The sequence below is a fragment of the Butyricimonas faecalis genome (assembly GCF_003991565.1).
Taxonomy (GTDB): domain Bacteria; phylum Bacteroidota; class Bacteroidia; order Bacteroidales; family Marinifilaceae; genus Butyricimonas; species Butyricimonas faecalis.
Genome location: NZ_CP032819.1, coordinates 4,382,449 through 4,405,336, shown reverse-complemented (window position 1 = coordinate 4,405,336; position 22,888 = coordinate 4,382,449). Strand labels below are relative to the sequence as shown.

Annotated in this window: 15 protein-coding genes and 1 pseudogene; 9 read left to right on the top strand and 7 right to left on the bottom strand. The window is 48.8% G+C overall.

The genetic code is table 11. From position 1 onward, the window contains the following. Window positions 1–76 precede the first annotated feature (76 nt). From D8S85_RS18785 to D8S85_RS21605, 7 genes are all read right to left on the bottom strand, one after another. Window positions 77–1,687: a PKD-like family lipoprotein gene (locus tag D8S85_RS18785; protein WP_158641645.1), complete on the bottom strand. Its 1,611-nt coding sequence runs from the start codon at window positions 1,685–1,687 to the stop codon at window positions 77–79. 16 nt (window positions 1,688–1,703) lie between these two features. Further along, a complete protein-coding gene (locus D8S85_RS18780) occupies window positions 1,704–2,537 on the bottom strand; it encodes a DUF4843 domain-containing protein (protein ID WP_106482008.1) in 834 nt (277 codons plus the stop codon). Between the two features lie 12 nt (window positions 2,538–2,549). Then, window positions 2,550–4,025, bottom strand: a complete 1,476-nt coding sequence (locus D8S85_RS18775) for a RagB/SusD family nutrient uptake outer membrane protein (protein ID WP_158641644.1) — start codon at window positions 4,023–4,025, stop codon at window positions 2,550–2,552. 12 nt (window positions 4,026–4,037) lie between these two features. Beyond that, window positions 4,038–7,142: a SusC/RagA family TonB-linked outer membrane protein gene (locus D8S85_RS18770; protein WP_106482005.1), complete on the bottom strand. Its 3,105-nt coding sequence runs from the start codon at window positions 7,140–7,142 to the stop codon at window positions 4,038–4,040. A gap of 909 nt (window positions 7,143–8,051) precedes the next feature. Next, the gene (locus D8S85_RS18765) at window positions 8,052–9,143 is read right to left on the bottom strand and encodes a nucleotidyl transferase AbiEii/AbiGii toxin family protein (RefSeq protein WP_106482001.1); all 1,092 of its coding nucleotides are present in this window, start codon (window positions 9,141–9,143) and stop codon (window positions 8,052–8,054) included. 29 nt (window positions 9,144–9,172) lie between these two features. After that, window positions 9,173–9,892 carry a DUF6577 family protein gene (locus D8S85_RS18760; protein ID WP_106481999.1) on the bottom strand — a complete coding sequence of 240 codons (720 nt, stop codon included), beginning with the start codon at window positions 9,890–9,892 and terminating at the stop codon, window positions 9,173–9,175. A gap of 95 nt (window positions 9,893–9,987) precedes the next feature. After that, window positions 9,988–10,218, bottom strand: coding sequence for a hypothetical protein (locus D8S85_RS21605; RefSeq protein ID WP_172726456.1), 231 nt, complete (start codon window positions 10,216–10,218; stop codon window positions 9,988–9,990). Window positions 10,219–11,012: 794 nt separating this feature from the next. On the opposite strand from D8S85_RS21605, the gene D8S85_RS18755 reads away from it, so the two are divergent. From D8S85_RS18755 to D8S85_RS18720, 9 genes and pseudogenes are all read left to right on the top strand, one after another. After that, window positions 11,013–12,185, top strand: coding sequence for a DUF3575 domain-containing protein (locus tag D8S85_RS18755; protein ID WP_106481997.1), 1,173 nt, complete (start codon window positions 11,013–11,015; stop codon window positions 12,183–12,185). A gap of 18 nt (window positions 12,186–12,203) precedes the next feature. Continuing rightward, on the top strand, window positions 12,204–13,052 hold the full coding sequence (locus D8S85_RS18750; RefSeq protein WP_106481995.1) for a FimB/Mfa2 family fimbrial subunit: 849 nt from the start codon (window positions 12,204–12,206) through the stop codon (window positions 13,050–13,052). A gap of 32 nt (window positions 13,053–13,084) precedes the next feature. Continuing rightward, the gene (locus D8S85_RS18745; protein WP_106481993.1) at window positions 13,085–14,116 is read left to right on the top strand and encodes a fimbrillin family protein; all 1,032 of its coding nucleotides are present in this window, start codon (window positions 13,085–13,087) and stop codon (window positions 14,114–14,116) included. 179 nt (window positions 14,117–14,295) lie between these two features. Next, entirely contained in the window at window positions 14,296–15,957 is a 1,662-nt protein-coding gene (locus D8S85_RS18740) for a fimbrillin family protein (protein WP_240648961.1), read from the top strand. 29 nt (window positions 15,958–15,986) lie between these two features. Further along, window positions 15,987–16,685 (top strand): annotated as a pseudogene (locus tag D8S85_RS22320) (fimbrillin family protein); the annotation flags it as partial. Between the two features lie 24 nt (window positions 16,686–16,709). After that, complete coding sequence (locus D8S85_RS22315; RefSeq protein ID WP_240648963.1) at window positions 16,710–17,660, top strand: hypothetical protein; 951 nt, start codon at window positions 16,710–16,712, stop codon at window positions 17,658–17,660. A 15-nt stretch (window positions 17,661–17,675) separates the two neighbouring features. Beyond that, on the top strand, window positions 17,676–19,472 hold the full coding sequence (locus D8S85_RS18730) for a fimbrillin family protein (protein ID WP_240648743.1): 1,797 nt from the start codon (window positions 17,676–17,678) through the stop codon (window positions 19,470–19,472). A 22-nt stretch (window positions 19,473–19,494) separates the two neighbouring features. Then, window positions 19,495–21,117, top strand: coding sequence for a fimbrillin family protein (locus D8S85_RS18725; protein WP_240648736.1), 1,623 nt, complete (start codon window positions 19,495–19,497; stop codon window positions 21,115–21,117). 84 nt (window positions 21,118–21,201) lie between these two features. Beyond that, on the top strand, window positions 21,202–22,887 hold the full coding sequence (locus D8S85_RS18720) for a fimbrillin family protein (protein ID WP_127075503.1): 1,686 nt from the start codon (window positions 21,202–21,204) through the stop codon (window positions 22,885–22,887). Window position 22,888: the final 1 nt, after the last annotated feature.

Genomic DNA, 22,888 nt, shown 5'->3' with positions numbered 1-22,888 from the left:
AAAGACAAAAAGGCATTGAACTTTGAGAGGGAGACATTCCCATCTCCCTCTCCTTACATCATAATTGTCAAATCACTTACCTCCGCTCACGGTACACCACATCCTTTATTCTAGCGAACCCCTCGTATTCCGTCCTTTTCGTCACGCTGTTATTCACCCCGTCCACCGGGTAAAATCCCAACCTGCCACCGTTATTATCCGAAGCTGAATGATTATAAGAACCCACCATCAACTCGTACTGCCGGGCCATAAACTCATCCGATTGGTTGCTCAAGTCAGCCAACGAACACTGCCTGTACAGGTTAAACTTCAACATTGTCACTTCCTCGTTATCCCCCAACGCTATATTATCCATCGGGTACGTCACGTTCGTCCCCAAGTTATGCAAGTACACCTTGTTGCCCACGGCATAGAACATGTAAGGGAACTGGGAATGAAAGGCAAAACTCGTTGCCTTGTCAAAATCCGGGGCGTTCAAGTTCTCGTACTTTGCCTCCTGCACAAAACCGTTACCTGACATGTTGATCCCGTAAATACAACGCTTTCCCGCATCATCCTGCAAAATTGCATAAACCAGACCATTGGAATAACGAGTACTTTCCATGTACACGAGCTCCATACCCGCTCTGAAACTGAACAAAGCGTCATCCGGATCTGGCACCGGGGTCAATATTTGCATGCCATCTGCATCAGAACCGTACTTCCATCCCACGAATCGTTGATTATCCACGTCGTAAAATAAAGCTGTCGAACTGCGCCCCGGACGAGCCAAACTCACTCCGATATATGGGGCTACCCGGTACTCGGGAGTAGCTCCCCGTGCTGAAGTATTCACGGGATATTCAAACGCAGCCCCTCCGTAATCAAGCACTTGGGCATAAGCATTCCCAACATCTGTCACACAAAGACAGGCAAGAGCCCCTGCCGCATTGCTACCATTCACGGATGTATAAAAAATCACATTTTCACCCACCCGAGGAATAACAAAATCAACATTATTTATATCCCATGAAGCATCCGTCTTAAACGTCTCCCGGTCTATTTTAAATGTACCCTCTCCCGACATCACGTATATAATATCGGAAGGATTCGAGTACAGCGTCGGATAAAAACCGATTCCCGCGGCCTGTTTCAATTCCGGTAAACCCAATGGAGTTAAAATATCATAAGCCGGAACAGTCCGCTCTGCAGAGATCACCGAAATCATATCCATTCGCACGCGTTTTTGAGCCCCCTCATCACAAAGAATCATCCACCCCTCGTAAGTTGGGGAAGCAACTTTTACCTCAAACATAGCAGAAGTCTGTACACCCGAACGCTTGTCCATCACGGAGAACCAGCCGACATACGTGTTCGCGACGAATGCCGCCAATGTGTCCAAGTACAACTTTTTCATCGGATTCAAGTCCACCCACCTTTGCCCGGATACAATTGTTCCTCCCGCCTTTAACTCAATCTTGTAATTAAATTCAAAATTAGGGTTATCCTCCGTGATTTCTTCTTTAGAAGGAGAAATCACTTTTGGTTTCACCACGATATGATCCGAGCTACCTAAAACTTCGATTAACTCCGGAATATTTTCTATCGTGATCTCTGCCATTTCACGATAATCGTAATTTCCCTTGTCGTCAAAACAAGCACAAAGAGAAAAAACAAATAAAAACAATATAATTACCTTTATCTTCATAACTTTACATTTTAAATCATTCATACCGGGAATAATCTACAGAATAAGCCGGAGCAAGTTGCATGTATTTCCCATCCGAATCCACTTCCGGTGTATCGGCATCCGCTTGTTCCTGCAGATATTTTTGAACGGCAATGGCAAAAAAGCTCAAACGTCCAAGAGTCACTTTCGCCCCCGCCAATCCTGCATCGTCCCAATCCTCATCACTCAGCCCACAAACAGCATTAACCACAAGATATTTTTTCGACGTCCACTCACCTAGATATTTTTTCCCCTGCCTATTCCAGTACCTCGGTTCTGAGTACATCTCACTCAATGAAAATGCGAACAAATCACCGCGGATTTGCACTCCTTTAGCCGCATAAGCATTCGTATTTTTATACTCCGGGAAATGACATTTAAAATGCTCGTTATCCTTCAAACGTAAAGCCAAACGAATGGTCTTTTCCAACAAATCGTCTGTTCGAAAAAAACGGATCTGAACTTCCGCGGAACTTTTCCCCGCGGGGATAACCATCGTATCGAAAGCCACCTCGTAATGCTTCCCTTCCACGGCTGTCGTTCCTTCTTGATCAATCTCTACCTTAAAAGGTCTGTCGTAATCCACAACCTTACCCATTGTCCGAACCGTGGTTGAAAGCACCTCACTCTTAGCCGATGCCTCCACGGCCAAGAACGAATACGATAATGAATCCGAATAAAATTCCGTGGTGGTACCGTAATAAGAACTCGACACTCGTTGAAAATAAATCCCGGTGTCATCCGTGGTAAATGTCGGTATTTCTTTCTTTTCACAAGCCCCTAAAAGCCCCCCAAAGGCTAAAACCAATAATATATTTCTCCATTTCATAACTTTACTATTTTAACGATTTTCAATTTCCCCGGAAGGCATAGGCAACACGTAATTTTCCTCCTTCGCCTCATACGTGTTCAAATCGTACCCGTTTTCACTAGGAATGATGTTACCGAATAAACGTTTATACAAGAAAAAAATCTGTCCCTCACCGAGGAACTCGCGCAAATATTCCACGCGTAGGCGAGTCATAAAATCCTCTTCCGAAATAACAGGCGAAACGGGCAACCCTCTTCGACCACGTATCTCGTTCAACCACCCGTATTTATCCTCCAACACGGGTTCACATTCCGCCGCGATATAATACACCTCGCTCAAACGAATCAAAGACATGAAAATAGCATAAAAGTATTCAGAATCAGTTTCCCCGCTCGGTTTATCTATATCTTTATATTTGATAAGCATATGTCCGGTCTCACCCACACCGGAAGACACCTGCCACCACGTTTGGAAACGATAATCTTGCGTTTCACTGGCAAACAGGTTAGTACTCACAAAATCTTTTCGGGGATGCAAGTAATTATTTCCAGCCGAACTGGAGCTGAAATAACTGTTATAAACAGCAACACGATCCTTTTTATAAATTCCTGCTAACACTTCTGTAGAGAACACCCGGTCAGGATTTCTTTGATTGGCGAGAAGTTTAGTCGGATCAACGGCCGGAAAATACTCATTCACTTTAGGATCTGTCAACAGTTTTTTGGCCACGTCCAAAGCTCTCGCTTGCTCTCCCGCGTAGAGGTACACCCTCGCTTTCAACGCGAGAACAGCATAATAATTCATCCGCAATTGGCGATAACGCAGGTAAACATCCTGTCCGTCTTCAAGAGAAGCCATCGGACCACCCGCGATCACCGGGTCACTATTTGCCAATAAACTTTCAGCCTCGTTCAAATCACGCAAGATCTTTTCGTGAATCACTGAATCTGCTGTCAACAAAGGCAGCACTGACACCCTCGACGATTCATTGTACGGGATAGATTCCCCATCCGGATTCAATTTGTAGACAGGCCCGAACAATCGCAACATATCAAAATGCAAGAAAGCACGTACTGCCAACATTTCCCCCTTTAACATCCGCCTTTCTTGTTCCGGCAACACACCTACACTACCGTCTATATTCTCCAATACCACGTTACAATTCAATATCGTGTTGTAGGCCGCCGTCCACGTGCTGGACAACTCCTTCTCCACCGAATTATCCGTGTAAGCAAACGTGCTTAATGCAGTCAAATATGTATTGGCCAATAGAGGCTGGTAACGCTTTGAGATCACGTCCACTAATTCAAAAGAGAGGTTTTTACCGTATAGGGCCGAAGCCGCTATTTTATTGTATATACCGTTCACCGCCATGTAATACCCTCCCCTCGTGGCAAACAATTGTTTCTCCGATTGCTTGTCTTGAGGTTGCACGTCCAAAAAATCAGCACACCCGGCAAAACCCGTCAACATCATTCCGAACAATATAATATCTCGTAATTTCATACTCATCAACTATTAAAAATTAAACGAAATTCCCGCCTCCATGCTTCTCGCGAAGGGGTATGATATTCCTCTCTCCGACCTAACCGTTGAGGCACGGAACACATCACGCATGGACCACTGCAATTTTAAACTGCTTAATCCCAGTTTTTTGATCCATCCGTCATAAAATTCGTATCCCACGTATATTGACTCCAATGATAACACGTTCTCCCTTTGCACAAAACGAGAGGACATCGGAGTAGTCTCCGCGCTGGCAATATCCTTAAAACGCACGACATCACCCTCCTTCTGCCAACGCTCGTACAATGCACGCCGATCCTGGTTCTTATTCAAGTCACTCCGGGAAATATTCTCCACTTTGCTATACAACGCCTCGTTGAACACGTCTGCTCCCATCTGGTAACGGAAATTCAAGTTCACAGAAAATCCCTTCCAGTTCAACGAAGTTCCAAGAATCCCCTCCACGTCAGGCCGGGTATTCCCACAAATCACCTCTTCATCGTAAGAGAAATCGTATGTATAACTCCCGTCCTTGGCATAAAACAACTCCTTACCGTTCGAGGGGTCAATCCCCACCGATTTCACAGCCCAGATATCATCCGGATCCGCCCCGTCGTAATACCTCTGCGTATTCCGTCCTTTACCACTGGCATTCAAAGTCGAAAGTTTGTTGCCGATGTTATCTATCCGAGTTTTTTGAGTCCTCAAATTTCCCCGAATCATCCACAAAAAGCGATCTTCAAAATTCTGAAAAATATAATAAGTCACCGATACCGTAAAGCCTTGTGAAATTTGTTCCCCGGCATTTGTCATATACATCGATGTACCCGAAGATAACGGAACGCTCACTTTGATTAACAAAGGATCTGTAACTTTGTAATAGTAATCCGCTGTTAGTGAAAACCGCTTGTTGAACAACGTCACGTCCAAGCCGATATTCTTGTCCATCGTGATTTGCCATTCTAAGTCCGGGTTGCCGATCTGTGACAACATGGCTCCCTGCCCGAAATAATTCATCGAGCCATACTGAAATGAATAAGTTAACAACGATTGCGCAGAGTCAAAATTCTGGTTCCCGGGATTTCCTACCGAAGCTCTCAATTTCAACAAGTCAATCCATCCCACGTGATCCATGATAAACTTCTCCTTGTGCAAGTTCCATCCCAATCCCACCGACCATGTCGTGTTATATTTCCGGGAGGTACCGAAAACCGAAGAGCCACTTGTTCGCAAGCTGAAGTCCATCAAATAACGATCATCAAACGAATACCCCGCGTTAAAATAACCGTTCAAAGAACGAGACTCAGATTCGTAATACGAAGGAGTCCCGTTTTCCGGATAGCCGTTCGCGAAAGAGGGGTAAGAAAAATCCCCATCCGGGAATCCCACTGCCGAATATCCCTGCGTGAGAGACTTGTTACTATATATATTTCCTCCCGCGATCAAATTAATCCGGTGTTTTCCCAACATCTTTGCATACGTGATACTCAATTCCCCTTCCACTCGATTCGTCCGGATATTTGAAGAACGAAACTCTCCTTTTTTAGTTGTTTCCATATTCTCGTAACGGGTATCGTTCCGGGAATAAAATCTCTCCGTGTCATCATTCCCATAGGTTAACCCCAAACGAGCTCGCATTCGCCATGCTATCGACGGGGAATACTCCGCGATAAAATAATTACTCAAGGCGAGATTTTTCCCCTCGTCCCGGCTATTTTGGCTTGCATTCCACAACGGGTTGGGAGCCTCAAAAAAGTCATTGTTTTCCAACCACTTCTCCACCGTCCCGTCTGGATTACGTTTTTTATAATACGGGTTCGCCTGCGCATACTCGTAAAAAGCCACGATCGGATTTTTATAATCTGTGGAAGAAAACGAGAACTTGTTCGAGAACTGGAATTTCGACACCCGGTAAATCAAATCGATATTACCGCTGATCACACTCCGGTCTGACTTTTCCATTACCCCGGAAATTCCGTTGTATCCCACTCCCAAACCAAACAAAAAATTCTCCTCTCCGCCCTGCACGTAAAGCGAGTGTTTCTGGTTCACACCCACCCGCAAAGGTTCCGCCAACCAGTACGTGTCCACCCCGCTCTCGATCTCCTTCAACTTCTCATTATATACTCCATCCAATTCGATCTCGTTTGTCGTACTTGACGGATTAAATCTTCCTGCCAGCCGTTCGAACTCCAACTTCTCCCTCGCGTTCATCAAGTTATAACTCGACAAATCCGGCATCGAGAGATTCAAGTTCCCCGTGTAACTCACCCGCAATTTACCCGCCTCCGGTTTCACCGTCTCCACCACGATCACCCCGTTGGCAGCCTTCGATCCGTAAATGGCCGTCGAGGCCGCGTCCTTCAATATCGTGATAGAGGCCACCCGGTTAATATCCAAATCGTTAATCGCCGCCAACGTCGACTCGAAACCATCCAGGATAAAAAGCGGCTGGTTCGGGTCTGCCTCCAACTGATCTCTCAATCCCGACATGCTCGACTTGCCACGGATCTCCATGTTCGGCAAACGGTTCGGGTCCGAACCAAACTGGTTATCCTCCAAGATAGCGAAAGCCGGGTCCAGCGTCTTCAACCCCTGCAGGATGTTCTGCGTTCCCATCGTTTTCAACTCCGCGGCGGAATAGGTGGAAGCCGATCCCGTGAAACTCTCCTTCTTTCGGGTAAAAATACCCGTCACCACCACGTCCTCCAGCCTCACGTCCTCATCCCGCAACACGATTGTCAACTCTTTCTGCTCCACGCCCGCCCTCAACCGGGGAAGCCTCACGATCTCCGTTTTCATCCCGATAAAGGAAACCACCAGCGTGGCCGTGTCTGCCGGAACTAACAATTTAAACTTCCCGTCCACGTCCGTGGCTGTTCCCATCGATGTTCCTCCCAGGCGAACCGAAACTCCCGGAATGGGTTGCTTCTTCTCGTCTATCACCTTTCCCCTCACCTCCCGGTTCTCCACCCGGGTAGAATCCATCGTCCCGGCCCTCGTCAATAGCGGGAATCCCAGTAACAAAATCATAAACAACCGGATAATCACGTTTACCCCAATCCTTCGAGACAGTAATTTTCGCTTAAAAACTTTCCTGTCATAAGTTTTTTTCATAACTTTGATTGTTAATTAATTAATAAAATTGATTTACACAAGAAGGTGATATTCAAAGTTTTCCAGGCCGAGAATACACCTTCTATTCTATTTTCCGTTCCTTATTTCACCATCCACATTCCATTACAGTTTGATATGATACACACCCCCTTTATCTTGCAAGACAAAGATTTCACCTAACCGGCAAAAAATAAAAAGATCAAAACATTCCTAAACACGAATGCTCTTCTAGCCGATCTCGTTACAAGTAAACGCTAAAAATCAAAGAAAAATGGAAGCCGGATCAGCAACCTCCATGCTAAAATATGATCACGATTTCCCTTCATAAATCTTTTAGTATAAAATTAGGGCGAAAAGAAACGGTTCCGCCTGTCCCGCTGCATAACACCACAAAGGCTGTGGGTGCATTAACACTCCACACGGGGGTTCGGAACCGCCGTATGGAGTTAACAGGCAAAAAAATGCCTGCTACACTGTGGCAGGATTCCCCGCCTTTGTGGTATGTTATGCATCACAAATATACATACATTTTTATAAAAAACAAATATCACCTCAAAAATTAACAATCAAAATTATCCGATGTAGCATATCTTACATTTATACCACTATAATGTGTTACCACTCCGTATCTAAAAAGGATAGAACACCACTTTGTAACAAAATACATTTTTAGCAAGCGAATCATCTGATCTCCTATACAAAAACAGACTCGCAATTTCCCTTCATAAGTCTTTTGATACAAAATTAGGGCAAAAACGGTTCCACCTGTCCCGCTATCTAACACCTCAAGGGCTGTGGGTGCATTAACATTCCATGCAGGGGTACGGAACCGTCATATAGAGTTAACAGGCAAAAGAATGCCTGCTACACTGTGATTGGCAGTTGTAGGACCGTGTCTCTTATTTGAATCTATTTATTCTCTTCGTTCTCTTGAATAATCTTATAAATTTGATACCAGTAATGGAAAGCCTCTGGATTGGATTTTTTCAGTTTATTCAGTTTGTTCAATTCATTTAAAGGATGTGCTGGATTGAACTGCTTTATTTCTAAATCCTTTAAATTAACTTTAGGGTTAAATCTGATTATTTCTTCTTTGGAGTATTTTATTAATATAGTTAAATAAGCAGCTTTGGAGGCGTACGTAACAGCTTTATCCAGGTGAAAGGAATCGGAGAATATATAAGACTTAATTGAAGTAATCCCATTATTCAAGACAGCAAAATTGGTATTCTGAATATCTTTTCTGAAACAGATAGCCAACGCTGTATAAAAAGTATCATCCAACACGTCAGAGATTGTATGTGTGTTTCCCCTGTACTTTAGTTCAACGGTGGCAAAAGCATTGAATACATCCTTAACCATACTGACATTATCAATCTCATCAAATAGACACCCCACATCATACATTTGTTTAATAATCTCCATTCCCATCTCTTTATCCTTTTTGATATAAGGAATGCCGGTTGTTGTTGGAGCAAACGCAGTCAGTTTATCTCCTAATATATTATTAAAGTCTGGAGTGGTAACCATAATGGGAGGTCCTGTTTCTTTAAGGAAACTACTGCTTACCGGAGTTTTCACAAGAGTTTTATAATAAATGCCCTCTTTCAGCACATCTAGTAAAATATGTGATTCCTTTCCGTTAAGTGCAGATATAAAGAACAGTTTATAGTGCTCCTTCTCTATGTCACTTTGTACCTTTCTTTCCTGCTTCTCGTATCGGGCAAATCCCTTTTCTGTTATGAACTTATCCAGATAATCAGTCAGGTCAACGCTCCTGTTAGGTACAATAATGTCAATGTCTATAGATAGACGTTTGGTTGTACCTAACAACAGCATAAGAGCTGTTCCCCCCTTAAAAACGAAATCCAAACCTGAGTTGCTTAATCCCTCCAATAACATCAATGCTCTGATAACTTTCTCTATAAGGATTTTATCGGCTTTCTTCCTCTTTGAAATTCCTTCAACCCAATCCTTTTCAATACTTTTTATGTCTATCATAATATCAAAATTTTGGCAGTATAAGTGAATTACTGCCGTTTTATAGAATTAATAATTTCCTCTATCTCCGCCTTTTTCTCCTTGCGGCTTGCATACCTTAACATTGTGCTTTCATTTACGGTATAATCATTGAAAGCATTCTTATATATATGGTATATCTCGTTCCCCTGAAAGGGGGTAAACTCTCTGTCGCAATACAAATCAACCAATATTTTTTCCAACGAAGCTACTTGACCACTCTTTTCTTTCAGTAGAGGAGCCTCAGTAACCAATGCACGCACACAAATATATCCGGCAAAATCGGACAAATCTTCTTTTATATCCTTGATACGGACAACCTTGTACCTCATATCCTTCAACGCTCTGTAAACTGAATCAATAACCTCACGTTCCACTTCCAAAAAAATCACGTTATAATTAATGAGATGTTGGCTAAAACTATTGATTATCGACAGTTCCCAAATACAATAATTAATATAGGGATATTCTTTCCTGATAAATTTCCCCGCCTTTATAGTCTTTGCCGACAATTCGGGAGAAAAGGTTAGTGTTTTACCTTCACGATATTTTCCCCTGCCAATTCTCTGGATTATCCCTTTCTGAACCAAGTGATATATCCGCCAGTTTGCGGTTGCCTCCGGTATCTCAGGTTCCTCTTTTCTATATAAATAGAGTATATCCGTATTGGTGATAACTTCCTGCCGGGTAAACAACTGCTTCACCTTACTTTCTTGTAATTTGCTATTCATATCTCTTCTTTATAATGTAGTACAAATATACATCAAAATTTCGGCAGTAATATCTTTCTACTGCCGAAATTTTGAAAAAATATCCTATCCTATTATTACGACAGCATGAGATATAACGTACATAATATCAAAGTAATAAAGTCCTGCCGTCCGAAAATACCCCGTGCCATTGCCACGAGTTCATCCTCTTTCCGCTTCTCCTTTACCGTTTTACATTCCAGTCCGTGTAACCTCCCCACCAGTGCGAAGCAATCCCCTGTATAATCATCATTCCCAAAATCCTTCATTTCATAAACTCCGCTTTCGCACTCATAGTACAATTGCATGAAGCCCGTTTATCCTGATAGAATAGATTAAGGAAAATAGGAATACAAGGATAATATCCCGTGTTTACCCGTTGCACATTTGATGTACTTAGGGATTAAAGACGTATTAACTTCGATACAAAGACGTTTCAAAGACGTTCACGAGTGTCTTTGAAACGGAATTAATAGGTCTTTGCCTTATGATTATCCGATAATTACCTTAAGTCTTCATTCTTCCTTCATTTGGTAACGGGTAATAATACATACATTCTTGCATTTGGGAATGAATACAAAATAACTTATACTGAAAACCATAGGAAATCCTACCGAAATCCTATGGAAATAATCCCGCTTAGTCGTTGCTCACACGTTGTTCAGACGTTGCTCAGACGTTACGGGATGGTTAAGCTCTGGATAAACTTCGAATGATCTCCGGACGTGTGGTATTATTTGGGTTTATTTACTGCTTTATTAGGGTTAGATTCGAGTAATATCACGGGTATTATGGCATGATCACGATAAGTAATAAATCTTCGCTCCGCATGAAAGATGATGCGATACCCCCGAGAAGAGCATGGCAGAAATCATTGGAATGGGGAAAATCGTCAAAAAACGTCAAAAACGTACAAAACGAAAAGTGCTCAAACAACAAAAAATATGCTCAAACAACAACGTAAAGTTATCTAAACGACAAAAATATGCGATTACCACAATTAAAACGCCACTCCCCTGTTCGGTACTTTTTAATTCTAGTCCGTTTCTCTAAATTTGCGTATGTTTAACCAATTTACATAATAGTAAAACATACCGAATATATGAGCAAAAAAGTCTATTTCTTATCCTTATTCTTATGGTTGTTCGCCATGACCGTCCCCGCGATGGCACAAGAAAAAAGCGACACCACGTACACTTTCCGGTTCGTCTCTGGAAAAGACATCTTCTACATTCCATGGAGCGGCAACGGCAAGGAACTATCCCGGTTGCTGAAAGCCATAGAACAGAACCGCACGGCCATCGAATCCGGCCAAATGTATATCTACGTCACAAGCCTCACCACGCGTTCTTCTGCAGAAATGGCAAAGATACGCCGCAACAGGGTGAAGTCGGAACTCATCTTACATGGAGGGGTGAAAGAAAGCCACTTCGTGACCGACAAGGAGATTGAAAACAACCGCAAGGACATGAAAGGAAACAAGCATGATTATGTTGTGGTCATGTTGCCGGCTCCGGTAGATAAGGTTGCCCGGATTGCGGGTGCGGAAGCTGCCGCCAGAGTAGCAGCGTACAATCGCGAAGTATCGGGCGAGGCCGAACGCGAACGCCTTGCCGCGGAGAAAAAGAGGGAGGAAGAACGATTGGCAAAAGAGCAAGCCGAAAAGGAACGCCTCCTCGCCCAAGAGCGGGCAGCGCGTGAAAAAGCGGAAGCCGAACGCCTTGCCGCGGAACAAGCCGAACGGGAACGATTGGCAAGAGAGCAAGCCGAAAAGGAAACCCACAAGCCCACGTCTTCCACTTTCGCCCTACGTGCCAACCTGTTGCGCTGGGCCACGCTCACTCCCGATCTTGGAGCAGAATGGCACGTGAACAAAACGTGGAGCATTCAATTGAACGGCACCTGGACGTCCTGGACTTGGGATAACAAGGACCGCCGTTACGCCCTTTGGGAAATCTCGCCCGAGGTACGCTATCATCTCGGTACGGAAAAACGAGGCTACATCGGGGCCATGTACCACACGGGACATTTCAACTACAAGCTTTCCGACACGGGCAAGCAAGGCGATCTCATGGGCGGCGGCCTGACGGGAGGTTACATCCTGCCTCTCGGTTGCAACTTCTCGTTCGACTTCACGATAGGAGTGGGTTGCACCCACGCGAAGTTCGACAAATACAGTGTCATCGATGGCGTACGAGTAAAAAAGGGCAAAGAGAGCAAGAATTACCTGGGCGTGAACCGCCTCGGTGTATCACTGGTGTGGAACATATTTTAAACAGGGAGGAATATCAAGATGAAAAACAAGAAGACACGTTATATGACCATCCTGACGGCGGCTATCGCGCTGTCGTTGACCTCTTGTGTCAAGGATGAACTCTTCAACACGCCCCATCCCGACCTAGGGGCCGTGATCGTTACTACCGACTGGAGCGCGAAGAGCGCGGAGGCGGAAATACCGCAAAACTACACGCTCCGCATGGGAACGGAGGAGCAGGCCGCGAGCGGCATTATCAACACGTTCAAGACGTTGCTGCCACAAGGCAGTTACGAACTGACGGCGTACAACACCCCCGAACACATCGGCATCAGCGGTAACACCGCCACCGTCGGGGAGAGCGAACCGGGATACATGGAGCCGATGCCGGGTTATCTATTCTCGGCACACCAAACCATCGACGTGATGGCGGATGACACGCTGAAAGTGACCGTCCCGGTAAAACAGCTCGTGAGACTGCTGAACGTGGAACTCACGGTAACGGAGGGTGACTACAACCGCGTGCAATCGGCCACGGCAACGCTCGACGGGGTGGCCTCGCGAATCGATATCGTAACGGGCGAGCGCACCACCGCGGCAAAGAGCCTGAATACCCTCGTGCAGAACGGCAACAAGTTCACGACCTCTTTCCGTCTGCTAGGCATCATTCCTACTGCAAGCCAAAAACTTACAGTATCCATTCTTTTCACCAACGGTGACACGCAGCAGATAGAAAGCAACATCTCAGATAAGCTTGCCGACTTCAACGACCGGACGGAAGCGAAGACACTCACGGGCGAGTTGCTGCTGCCGATAGAAGCGGGAGTAACGGGGGCCACCATCACGAACTGGAAGGAGACCGACGGCGGCAACGTGGACGCGAACTAAAGAAATTAATCATGTAAATTCAAAATAATGTTATGAAAACGAATACGAAATTTTTCATTCTCGCGGCGGTAACGCTACTAGCAGCGTGCGCGAAAGAGAACGAGGAACCGAAGAACCCCGTGGCAGCACGCATCACGGCTGGCGTGAGCGGTCCGATGACCCGTGCGATCAACAACACGTGGAACACTGACAAAATCGGCGTGATGGTGGTGGATGAACCCAACACGCCCACGACCATGGGTAACAAGTACAAGAACGTGGGATACCAAACCACGAGCACCGGCACCACCGCGGACTTCACCCCGATAACGAAGGGTTACGGCATCTTCTTCGAGGACGCTTCCAGCAAATTTACCTTTGCCGCCTACGCACCTTATACGTCGAGCGCAAACGCTTCCATCCTACCGGGGAGTAACGGGGAAATAACCGTCACGACGGATAACCAGCCCACGGTGGAAGACCAAGAGAAGATGGACTACATCTATGCCACGGGAGCCCAAGCCGGCAAGAGTAACCCGACCATCAGTTTCACGGACAACACTGCCACGGGCGGCAGCGACTGCTCCTTCAAGCACCAGATGGCCCGCCTTATCCTCAAGGTGCAAGCATCAACAACTGACGGATTCTCCGACACGGACGTGCTGAAACTTGCTGACTACAAGTTGGGCGGCCTGATCCACGAGGGAACATTCAATGTGACGACCGGTATCGCCGCAACCACGGGTAGCGTTGTGAACGATTGGAAGTTGCGCGAATGCACTGGCACCCCGAAAACGGCCGCGGACAAGTGCGTGGCAAGTTTCGATGCCGCCACGGGCGTGATGACCTTCTCCATGATTCTACTCCCGCAGACGCTCGCCGACTACTTGAATTTCGAGGTGATTCCCGATGATGGTATGTCGCAGACCTACGCCAACAAGGACAAGATCAAACCCGCGCTCGAAGCCGGTTACTCCTACACCTACACCATCACGGTGAAGAAGACGGGACTGGCCGTCAGCGGGTGTACCATCGAGGACTGGAACGACGGTGGAAGTCATTCGGGCGACGCGATGATGCAGTGATGCCTGACAGCCGCCGCCGTGCATCAGGCGTAAGCACGGAGGTACGCCAAAAGGTGTAGCTGCCCGCGTCGCGGCGGGCGGCGGCACGAAGAAAAGAAATACGATAAAAAGATAATGATATGAAAATAACAGGTTATTCAAGGCGATGGCCGCATGTCGGCTCGTGGTTGCCGGCCTTGATGCTCGCCGGCGGGTTGCTTGTTTCCTGCGGCAAGGATGATACGGTGGGAAATACCACGTCTCTACCCGAGGGCATGTACCCGTTGAAACTGACGGCAGAGGTGGCACAACAGCCGCAGACCCGCGCCGGTGGCAAAGAGACGTGGACGGGTGGCGAGGAAATCGGAGTGACGGTAGAGGGCTACATAGGTGGTATGCCCAAGACATACGTGATGGATGCCTCGGGCAACGCTGTTCCAAAGGATGACGCGAACGCCATTTACTGGAAGAACACAGCCGAAGCCCGCATCACGGCATGGACTCCTCCATATATTAATGGTAGCCCGGATGTCGACATTTCCGACCAAAGTGGCGGGTACGCCGCTTTCGACGTCCTGTATGCCAGTGCCGTAGGACGTTATGGCCAGACCATCAACCTCCGTTTCAACCACCGTATGGCTAAAATGGAAATCACGCTAGCGGCGGGCGAAGGTGTCACGGAAGAGGAGGTGGAAGGGGCAACCGTCACCCTGCTCGGTGACTCGGAGGCTTACTTCAGCTGCGGCATGGTGGGTGCGGCTGACCAATCGGATGGCGAGATAAAACCCTATCACGATGCCGCAACCAAGAAATACGAGGCGGTGGTTGTACCGCAGTACATGACGGGAAAGCCGCTCATCCGGATAGCTGTCGGCTCGGATGTCTTTACCTACACTCCCGATACGGATGCCGCGGGCAATCTCAAGTCTGGCAAGCGGTATACCTACGCCATCACCGTGAAAGCAAACGGAATAGAGGTACAGGCGGCGACCAGTGGCACGTGGAGCGATGGCGGCGAGGAGAGCGTCTCCTCCAAAGAAGTGAAACGGAGTTTCACGGCTGACGAGCTTAAAATCGGCGACTACTTCTATTCCGACGGGACTTGGAGCGACGGCGGTCTGCGCAAACGCTATGACGACGGCAGTGTGGCGATAGCGGAACCCAAGCCCGCTCCCGTGATGGTCAACCCTACAACCGGCGCAAGCAGGGCAGTCGTCGGCATCGTGTTCCAGACGGACAAGAGCCGTATCGGTGCAAAGGAAAAAGAGAAGTTAGGCGGTGAAGGCAAAGTTCACGGCCTTGTCATGGCTGTGAAGAATGCTGCGACAGATCGGCAGCGGTGGGGACCGTATGGTCAAGATGAGGGTCTGACGAAATGCAATACGAAAGCCGATAACTATAATGACATCAGCGGTTACGGAAATTGCGAGCATATCCGCACCAATCGCGGCAACTTCGACAATTATCCCGCATTCAAGGCCGCCTATGATTATAACACGACCTGCCCGGTTTCCGCGACTACTACCGGCTGGTATTTTCCTTCCTCCGGCCAGTGGTGGGACATTCTGCAAAATCTGGGCGGTTGTCCGGCTTTGGCAAAGCAGGATGAACAAACCTCATCGCAAAGCGGTGATTTCACTTGGACAGGTCAAGGCGATGTTCCCGCTGCTTTAAATGCATGGATGGAGAAAATTGCCACAGACAGCAAGGATAATTTTAGAAACGGTGACTGGTTTTGGTCGTCTTCGGAGTACTCGGACTACCGCGCACGGCTCTGTTACGTGAGCGACCGTGGTTCCGTGTACTGTGAGTGGTCTAATAAGAGCAGCAACTTCGATGTTCGTCCCGTCCTTGCTTTTTGACCTATTTACCTGTTTAATCCATTAAGAACATGAGTATGAAGATACAAAACATATACCACCTCTTGCAAGCCGCGTTGCTCCTGCTGCTTGCTGTCTCCTGCACGCAGGAAAAGTCCCCTGCCGCACAAGACAAGGCGCGGCAACTCACCATCTCCGTTACCGACGGGGGATATACATCGACTGAGGGTAAAACGACCCGAGCCGTGGAGAACGGCTACACCACCGAGTTTACCGAGGGGGATGCCTGTGGACTCTTCGTGGTGCGCGGCTTATACTCGGATAAGAAGATGATTTATTCCAACGTGAAACTGACCGCCGAGAGAGATGTCGCCACGGGGAGCCTCGTTTGGAAGCCCGAGGCTGGTACGACACTTGCGGGAGGGCTGTCGGATGAGGAATACTACCTCTATTACCCCTATAGATCGGACTTGGACAACACGGTCATAAGCAATCTGTTAGAGCACGCAATTGAGTTTCCCGAAGAGAATTTCTTTAAGCCGATTTCGTATGATTGGCCGGTGAAGACCGACCAAAGCTCGTATGCGGATTACACCGCTTCCGACCTGATGACAGCCTCTTGCACTCCCACGTTGGACAATGGTAAGCTTCGGCTCGATTTCGTCATGACCCACGCCCTATCGTTGGTCGTCATCGAGATGCCGAAGACCGTTTACAAGTTTACCGACGCGCAGGTTCCCGACTACACCGTGCAGTCAGAAGCCACGTTCACCGGTACCGCCAAGCCACTGCGCATGGCCGACGGCACTTACCGCTACTTGTTGCCGAACTCCTTGCCGACTATCGAGGGAAGTTATGACGAGGGGAACAGGGAGTTTACCATCACCACGTCCGCGTCCCATCCTGTCGTAGGGGAATACAAGAGATACAAGGTGGACGGCGCGGCGGAAACCATAAAGAACGTCACCTATGCCGAATCGGGCATTGCTCGCATCGGAGACTTCTACTGCACGAAAGATAACGGTACGACGGGGTATCTGATTCCGAAAGAGGCGGACGAAACGACGGTGCAGGCGGCTACAGTCGTCGGTATCGTGTTCCAAACGGACAAGAGTCGTATCGGACAGGCAGAGAAGAATGCGCTGGGTGGCAAAGACAAGGTACACGGTCTTGTCATGTCTGTCAAGAATGCCGCAACAGGCCAATGGTGGGGACCACTTGGTACAGACGAGGATCTGACGAAATGCAAGATGAAAGCCCAGAACTACAACGATATCAGCGGTTACGGAAATTGCGAGCATATCCGCTCCAATCGCGGTAACTTCGACCGTTATCCCGTCTTCAAGGCTGCTGACGGCTACAACACGACCAGACCGGTTCCCGCGACTACTACCGGCTGGTACCTTCCTGCATCAGGTCAGTGGTGGGACATTCTGCAAAATCTGGGCGGTTGTCCGGCTTTGGCAAAGCAGGATGAACAAACCTCATCGGATGACGGTGATTTCTACGGTGATTTCTCATGGGGTAATCAAGGTGATGTATCCTCTGCCTTGAACGCCTGGATGAATAAAATTGCAGCCGACAGCAAGAATGATTTTAGCGACGGTGACATTTTTGGGTCATCTTCGGAGTGCTCGGCCGGCGATGCACGGGGCTGGCGCGTGCGCTCCTATGGTTACGTGTACTGTTTATGGCGCGATAAGTACTACAGCTACTTCGTTGTGCGTCCCGTCCTTGCTTTTTGATTTCACTTTATCAAGATGGAGACAAACATCCGGTGCGTGCCGTGTGTGCTTTCTAACTGCATAAAACAAAGAACAAATGACGATATGAAAAAAACAGATTCTTCCAAACTATGGTCGTACTTCTGCAGCCGGTTATCGGTTTTGATACTCGCAGGCGGACTGTTCGTCGCCTGTGACAAAGAGGAAACAGGAGGCGTCACGCCCCTGCCCGACGGCAAGTACCCGTTACAACTGACAGCAGAGGTGGCACAACAGCCGCAGACCCGCGCCGGTGGCAAGGAGACGTGGACGGGTGGCGAGGAAATCGGAGTGACGGTAGAGGGCTACATAGGTGGTATGCCCAAGACATACGTGATGGATGCCTCGGGCAACGCTGTTCCAAAGGATGCCGCGAACACCATTTACGGGAAAAACACAGACGAAGCCCGCATCACGGCATGGACTCCTCCATATATTAATGGTAGCCCGGATGTCGACATTTCCGACCAAAGTGGCGGGTACGCCGCTTTCGATATCCTGTATGCCAGTGCCGTAGGACGTTATGGCCAGACCATCAACCTCCGTTTCAACCACCGTATGGCTAAAATGGAAATCACGCTCGCGGCGGGCGAAGGTGTCACGGAAGAGGAGGTGGAAGGGGCAACCGTCACCCTGCTCGGTGACTCGGAAGCTTACTTCAGCTGCGGCATGGTGGGTGCGGCTGACCAATCGGACGGCGAGATAAAACCCTATCACGATGCCGCAACCAAGAAATACGAGGCGGTGGTTGTGCCGCAGTACATGACGGGAAAGCCGCTCATCCGGATAGCTGTCGGCTCGGATGTCTTTACCTACACTCCCGATACGGATGCCGCGGGCAATCTCAAGTCTGGCAAGCGGTATGCCTACACTATCACCGTGAAAGCAAACGGAATAGAGGTACAGGCGGCGACCAGTGGCACGTGGAGAGATGGCGGCGAGGAGAGCGTTTCCTCCAAAGAAGTGAAACGGAGTTTCACGGCTGACGAGCTTAAAATCGGCGACTACTTCTATTCCGACGGGACTTGGAGCGACGGCGGTCTGCGCAAAATCTATGCAGACGGCAGTATGAAGATTGCCGCGGAGAAACCCGCTCCCATGCTGACCAACCCGAATACCGGTGCTGCTAGAAAGGTTGTCGGCATCGTGTTCCAGACGGACCCAAGCCGCATCGGCGCTGCCGAGAAGGCCAAACTGGGCGCAGGCAAGGTGCATGGGCTGGTGATGAGCGTGAAGAATGCCGCAACAGGCCAAAATTGGGGGCCTTACAGTAAGGACGAGGGGGTGACGAAATGCAATACGAAAACCGACAACTACAACGACATCGGCGGCTACGGAAATTGCGAGCATATCCGGGCCAATCGCGGCAACTTCGACAATTACCCTGCATTCAAGGCTGCCGACGATTATAACACGACCTGCCCTGTCCCCGCGACCACCACGGGTTGGTATCTTCCTGCCTCCGGGCAGTGGTGGGACATTCTCCAGAATCTGGGCGGTTGCTTAGATTTGGCAGACGCAGGTCAGCAAACCTCGTCCGAGACTTTGCCAACGTCAGGATATTTCAAGTGGTTCAGGTGGGGACAAGGCGCTCCCGCCCTGAATCGTTGGATGGAGAAAATTGCCGTCAACAGGAAACATGAATTTGACAGCTTTGGCACGTTTTGGTCGTCTTCGGAAGACCTTTCGTATAAATGGGGCACATGGTTTTGGGAGATACAAGCGAATGCCGTGTGCTGCACTCGCAATGGCAAGCAACTCAACCGTATTGTGCGCCCCGTCCTTGCTTTCTGAACCATTTAATCCCTATACACGCATGAATATGAAGATACAAAACATATACCCTCTCCTGCAAGCCGCGTTGCTCCTGCTGCTTGCTGTCTCCTGCACGCAGGCAGAGTTCCCTGATGCGCAGGACAACGTGGCGCGACCACTCGCCATCTCCGTTACCGACGGGGGATATACATCGACTGAGGGTAAAACGACCCGAGCCGTGGAGAACGGCTACACCACCGAGTTTACCGAAGGCGATGCCTGCGGACTCTTCATGGTCCGCGGCTTATACTCGGATAAGAAGATGATTTATTCCAACGTGAAACTGACCGCCGAGAGAGATGCCACCACGGGGAGCCTCGTTTGGAAGCCCGAGGCTGGTACGACACTTGCGGGAGGGCTGTCGGATGAGGAATACTACCTCTATTACCCCTATAGATCGGACTTGGACAACACGGTCATAAGCAATCTGTTAGAGCACGCAATTGAGTTTCCCGAAGAGAATTTCTTTAAGCCGATTTCGTATGATTGGCCGGTGAAGACCGACCAAAGCTCGTATGCGGATTACACCGCTTCCGACCTGATGACAGCCTCTTGCACACCCACGTTGGACAATGGTGCCGTCCGGCTCGATTTCGTCATGACCCACGCCCTATCGTTGGTCGTCATCGAGATACCGAAGACCGTTTATAAGTTTACCGACGTGCAGGTTCCCAACTACACCGTGCAGTCAGAAGCCACATTCACCGGTACCGCCAAGCCACTGCGCATGGCCGACGGCACTTACCGCTACTTGTTGCCGAACTCCTTGCCGACTATCGAGGGAAGTTATGACGGGGGAAACAGGGAGTTTACCATAACCCCGTCCGGTCTTTCCAGCGGCAGTTACAAGAGATACAAAGTGGACGGTGCGACAACGATTCAAAAAGATTATCACTTGCAGGTGGGCGACTTCTTCCTTGCCGACGGCCGGGTGCTGCCGAAAGATGCCGAAGCCTCAGTAGTGCAGGCAGCCGATGTAGTAGGCATCGTTTTCCAAACGGACAAGAGTCGTATCGGTGCAAAGGAAAAAGAGAAGTTGGGCGGTGAAGACAAGGTGCATGGACTGGTTATGTCCGTGAAGACTGCCAGGACAGGTTTGCGGTGGAGTCCTTCACCTATTGATGAGGGCCTGACGAAATGCGTAACGAAAGCCGATAACTATAAAGACATCAGCGGCTACGGCAATTGCGAACATATCCGTACCAATCGTAAAGGCTTCGACAGTTATCCCGCCTTCAAGGCTGCCGATGATTATAACACGACCTGCCCGGTTTCCGCAACTACTACCGGCTGGTATCTTCCTGCCTCGGGTCAGTGGTGGGACATCCTGCAAAATCTTGGCGGCTGTCTGGCTTTTGCAAAGCAGGATGAACAAACCTCATCGCAAAGCGATGATTTCAAATGGTCAGGTCAAGGCGATGTTCCCGCTGCTTTAAACGCATGGATGGAGAAAATTGCTACAGACAGCAAGGATAATTTTAGAAGCGGTGACTGGTTTTGGACGTCTTCAGAGTACTCGGACAACTGCGCGAGGTACTGGAACGTGTACTCCGATGGTCGCGTGTCCTGTATCTGGGGCCTTAAGAGCTACTACAACGGTGTGCGTCCCGTCCTTGCTTTTTGATTTCACTTTATCAAGATGGAGACAAACATCCGGTGCGTGCCGTGTGTGCTTTCTAACTGCATAAAACAAAGAACAAATGACGATATGAAAAAAACAGATTCTTCCAAACTATGGTCGTACCTCTGCGGCCGGTTATCGGTTTTGATACTCGCAGGCGGACTGTTTGTCGCCTGTGACAAAGAGGAAACGGGAGGCGTCACGCCCCTGCCCGACGGCAAGTACCCGTTACAACTGACAGCGAAGGTGGCACAGCCGCAGACCCGCGCCGGTGGCAAGGACACGTGGACGGGTGGCGAGGAAATCGGAGTCATGCTGGAGGGCATGCTCGGCTCTAGGACATACGTGATGGACGCCTCGGGCAATGCCGTCCCAAAGGATAACGGGAACACCATCTACTGGAAGAGCACCGCCGAAGCTCGCATCACGGCATGGACTCCTCCATATATTAATGGTAGCCCGTATGTCGACATTTCCGACCAAAGTGGCGGGTACGCCGCTTTCGATATCCTGTATGCCAGTGCCGTAGGACGTTATGGCCAGACCATCAACCTCCGTTTCAACCACCGTATGGCTAAAATGGAAATCACGCTCGCGGCGGACGAAGGTGTCACGGAAGAGGAGGTGGAAGGGGCAACCGTCACCCTGCTCGGTGACTCGGAAGCTTACTTCAGCTGCGGCATGGTGGGTGCGGCTGACCAATCGGACGGCGAGATAAAACCCTATCACGATGCCGCAACCAAGAAATACGAGGCGGTGGTTGTGCCGCAGGACATGACGGGAAAGCCGCTCATCCGGATAGCTGTCGGCTCGGATGTCTTTACCTACACTCCCGATACGGATGCCGCAGGCAATCTCAAGTCTGGCAAGCGGTATGCCTACACTATCACCGTGAAAGCCAACGGCATCAATGTGCAGTCGGTGGGCAGTGGCACGTGGGTTGCAAATGGCGAGGAGAACGTCACCTCCAAAGAAGTGAAGCGGCGTTTCACGGCTGATGAACTTAAAATCGGTGATTACTTCTATTCCGACGGGACTTGGAGCGATGGCGGTTTGCGCAGACTCTATACTGACGGCAGTGTGGTGATAGCCGCAGAGAAGCCTGCCCCTTTGAATGGCAAAACCGTCGTCGGCATCGTGTTCCAGACGGACAAAAGCCGTATCGGCTCAAAGGAAAAAGATAAGTTAGGCGGTGAAGACAAGGCGCATGGGCTTGTCATGTCCGTGAAGAATGCAGCGATGAGCCAAAAATGGGGGCCTAATAGTCAAGACGAGGGTCTGACGGAATGCAAGACGAAAGCCGATAACTACAACGACATCAGCGGCTACGGCAACTGCGAGCATATCCGTACCTGTCGCGGCAACTTCGACGATTATCTCGCCTTCAAGGCTGCCGACGGCTACAACACGACCTGCCCGGTTTCTGCGACTACTACCGGTTGGTATCTTCCTTCCTCCGGCCAGTGGTGGGACATCATGCAAAATCTGGGCGGTTGTCCGGCTTTGGCAAAGCTGGATGAACAAACCTCATCGCAAAGCGGTGATTTCACTTGGTCAGATCAAGGCGATGTTCTCGCTGCTTTAAACGCATGGATGGAGAAAATTGCCACAGGCAGCAAGGATAATTTTAGAAACAATGACTGGATTTGGTCGTCTTCGGAGTACTCGGACAGCTTCGTACGGTACTGGAGCGTGTTCTCCGATGGTCGCGTGGAATGTGACTGGCGCGCTAAGTACAACTATCTCGATGTGCGTCCCGTCCTTGCCTTCTGAT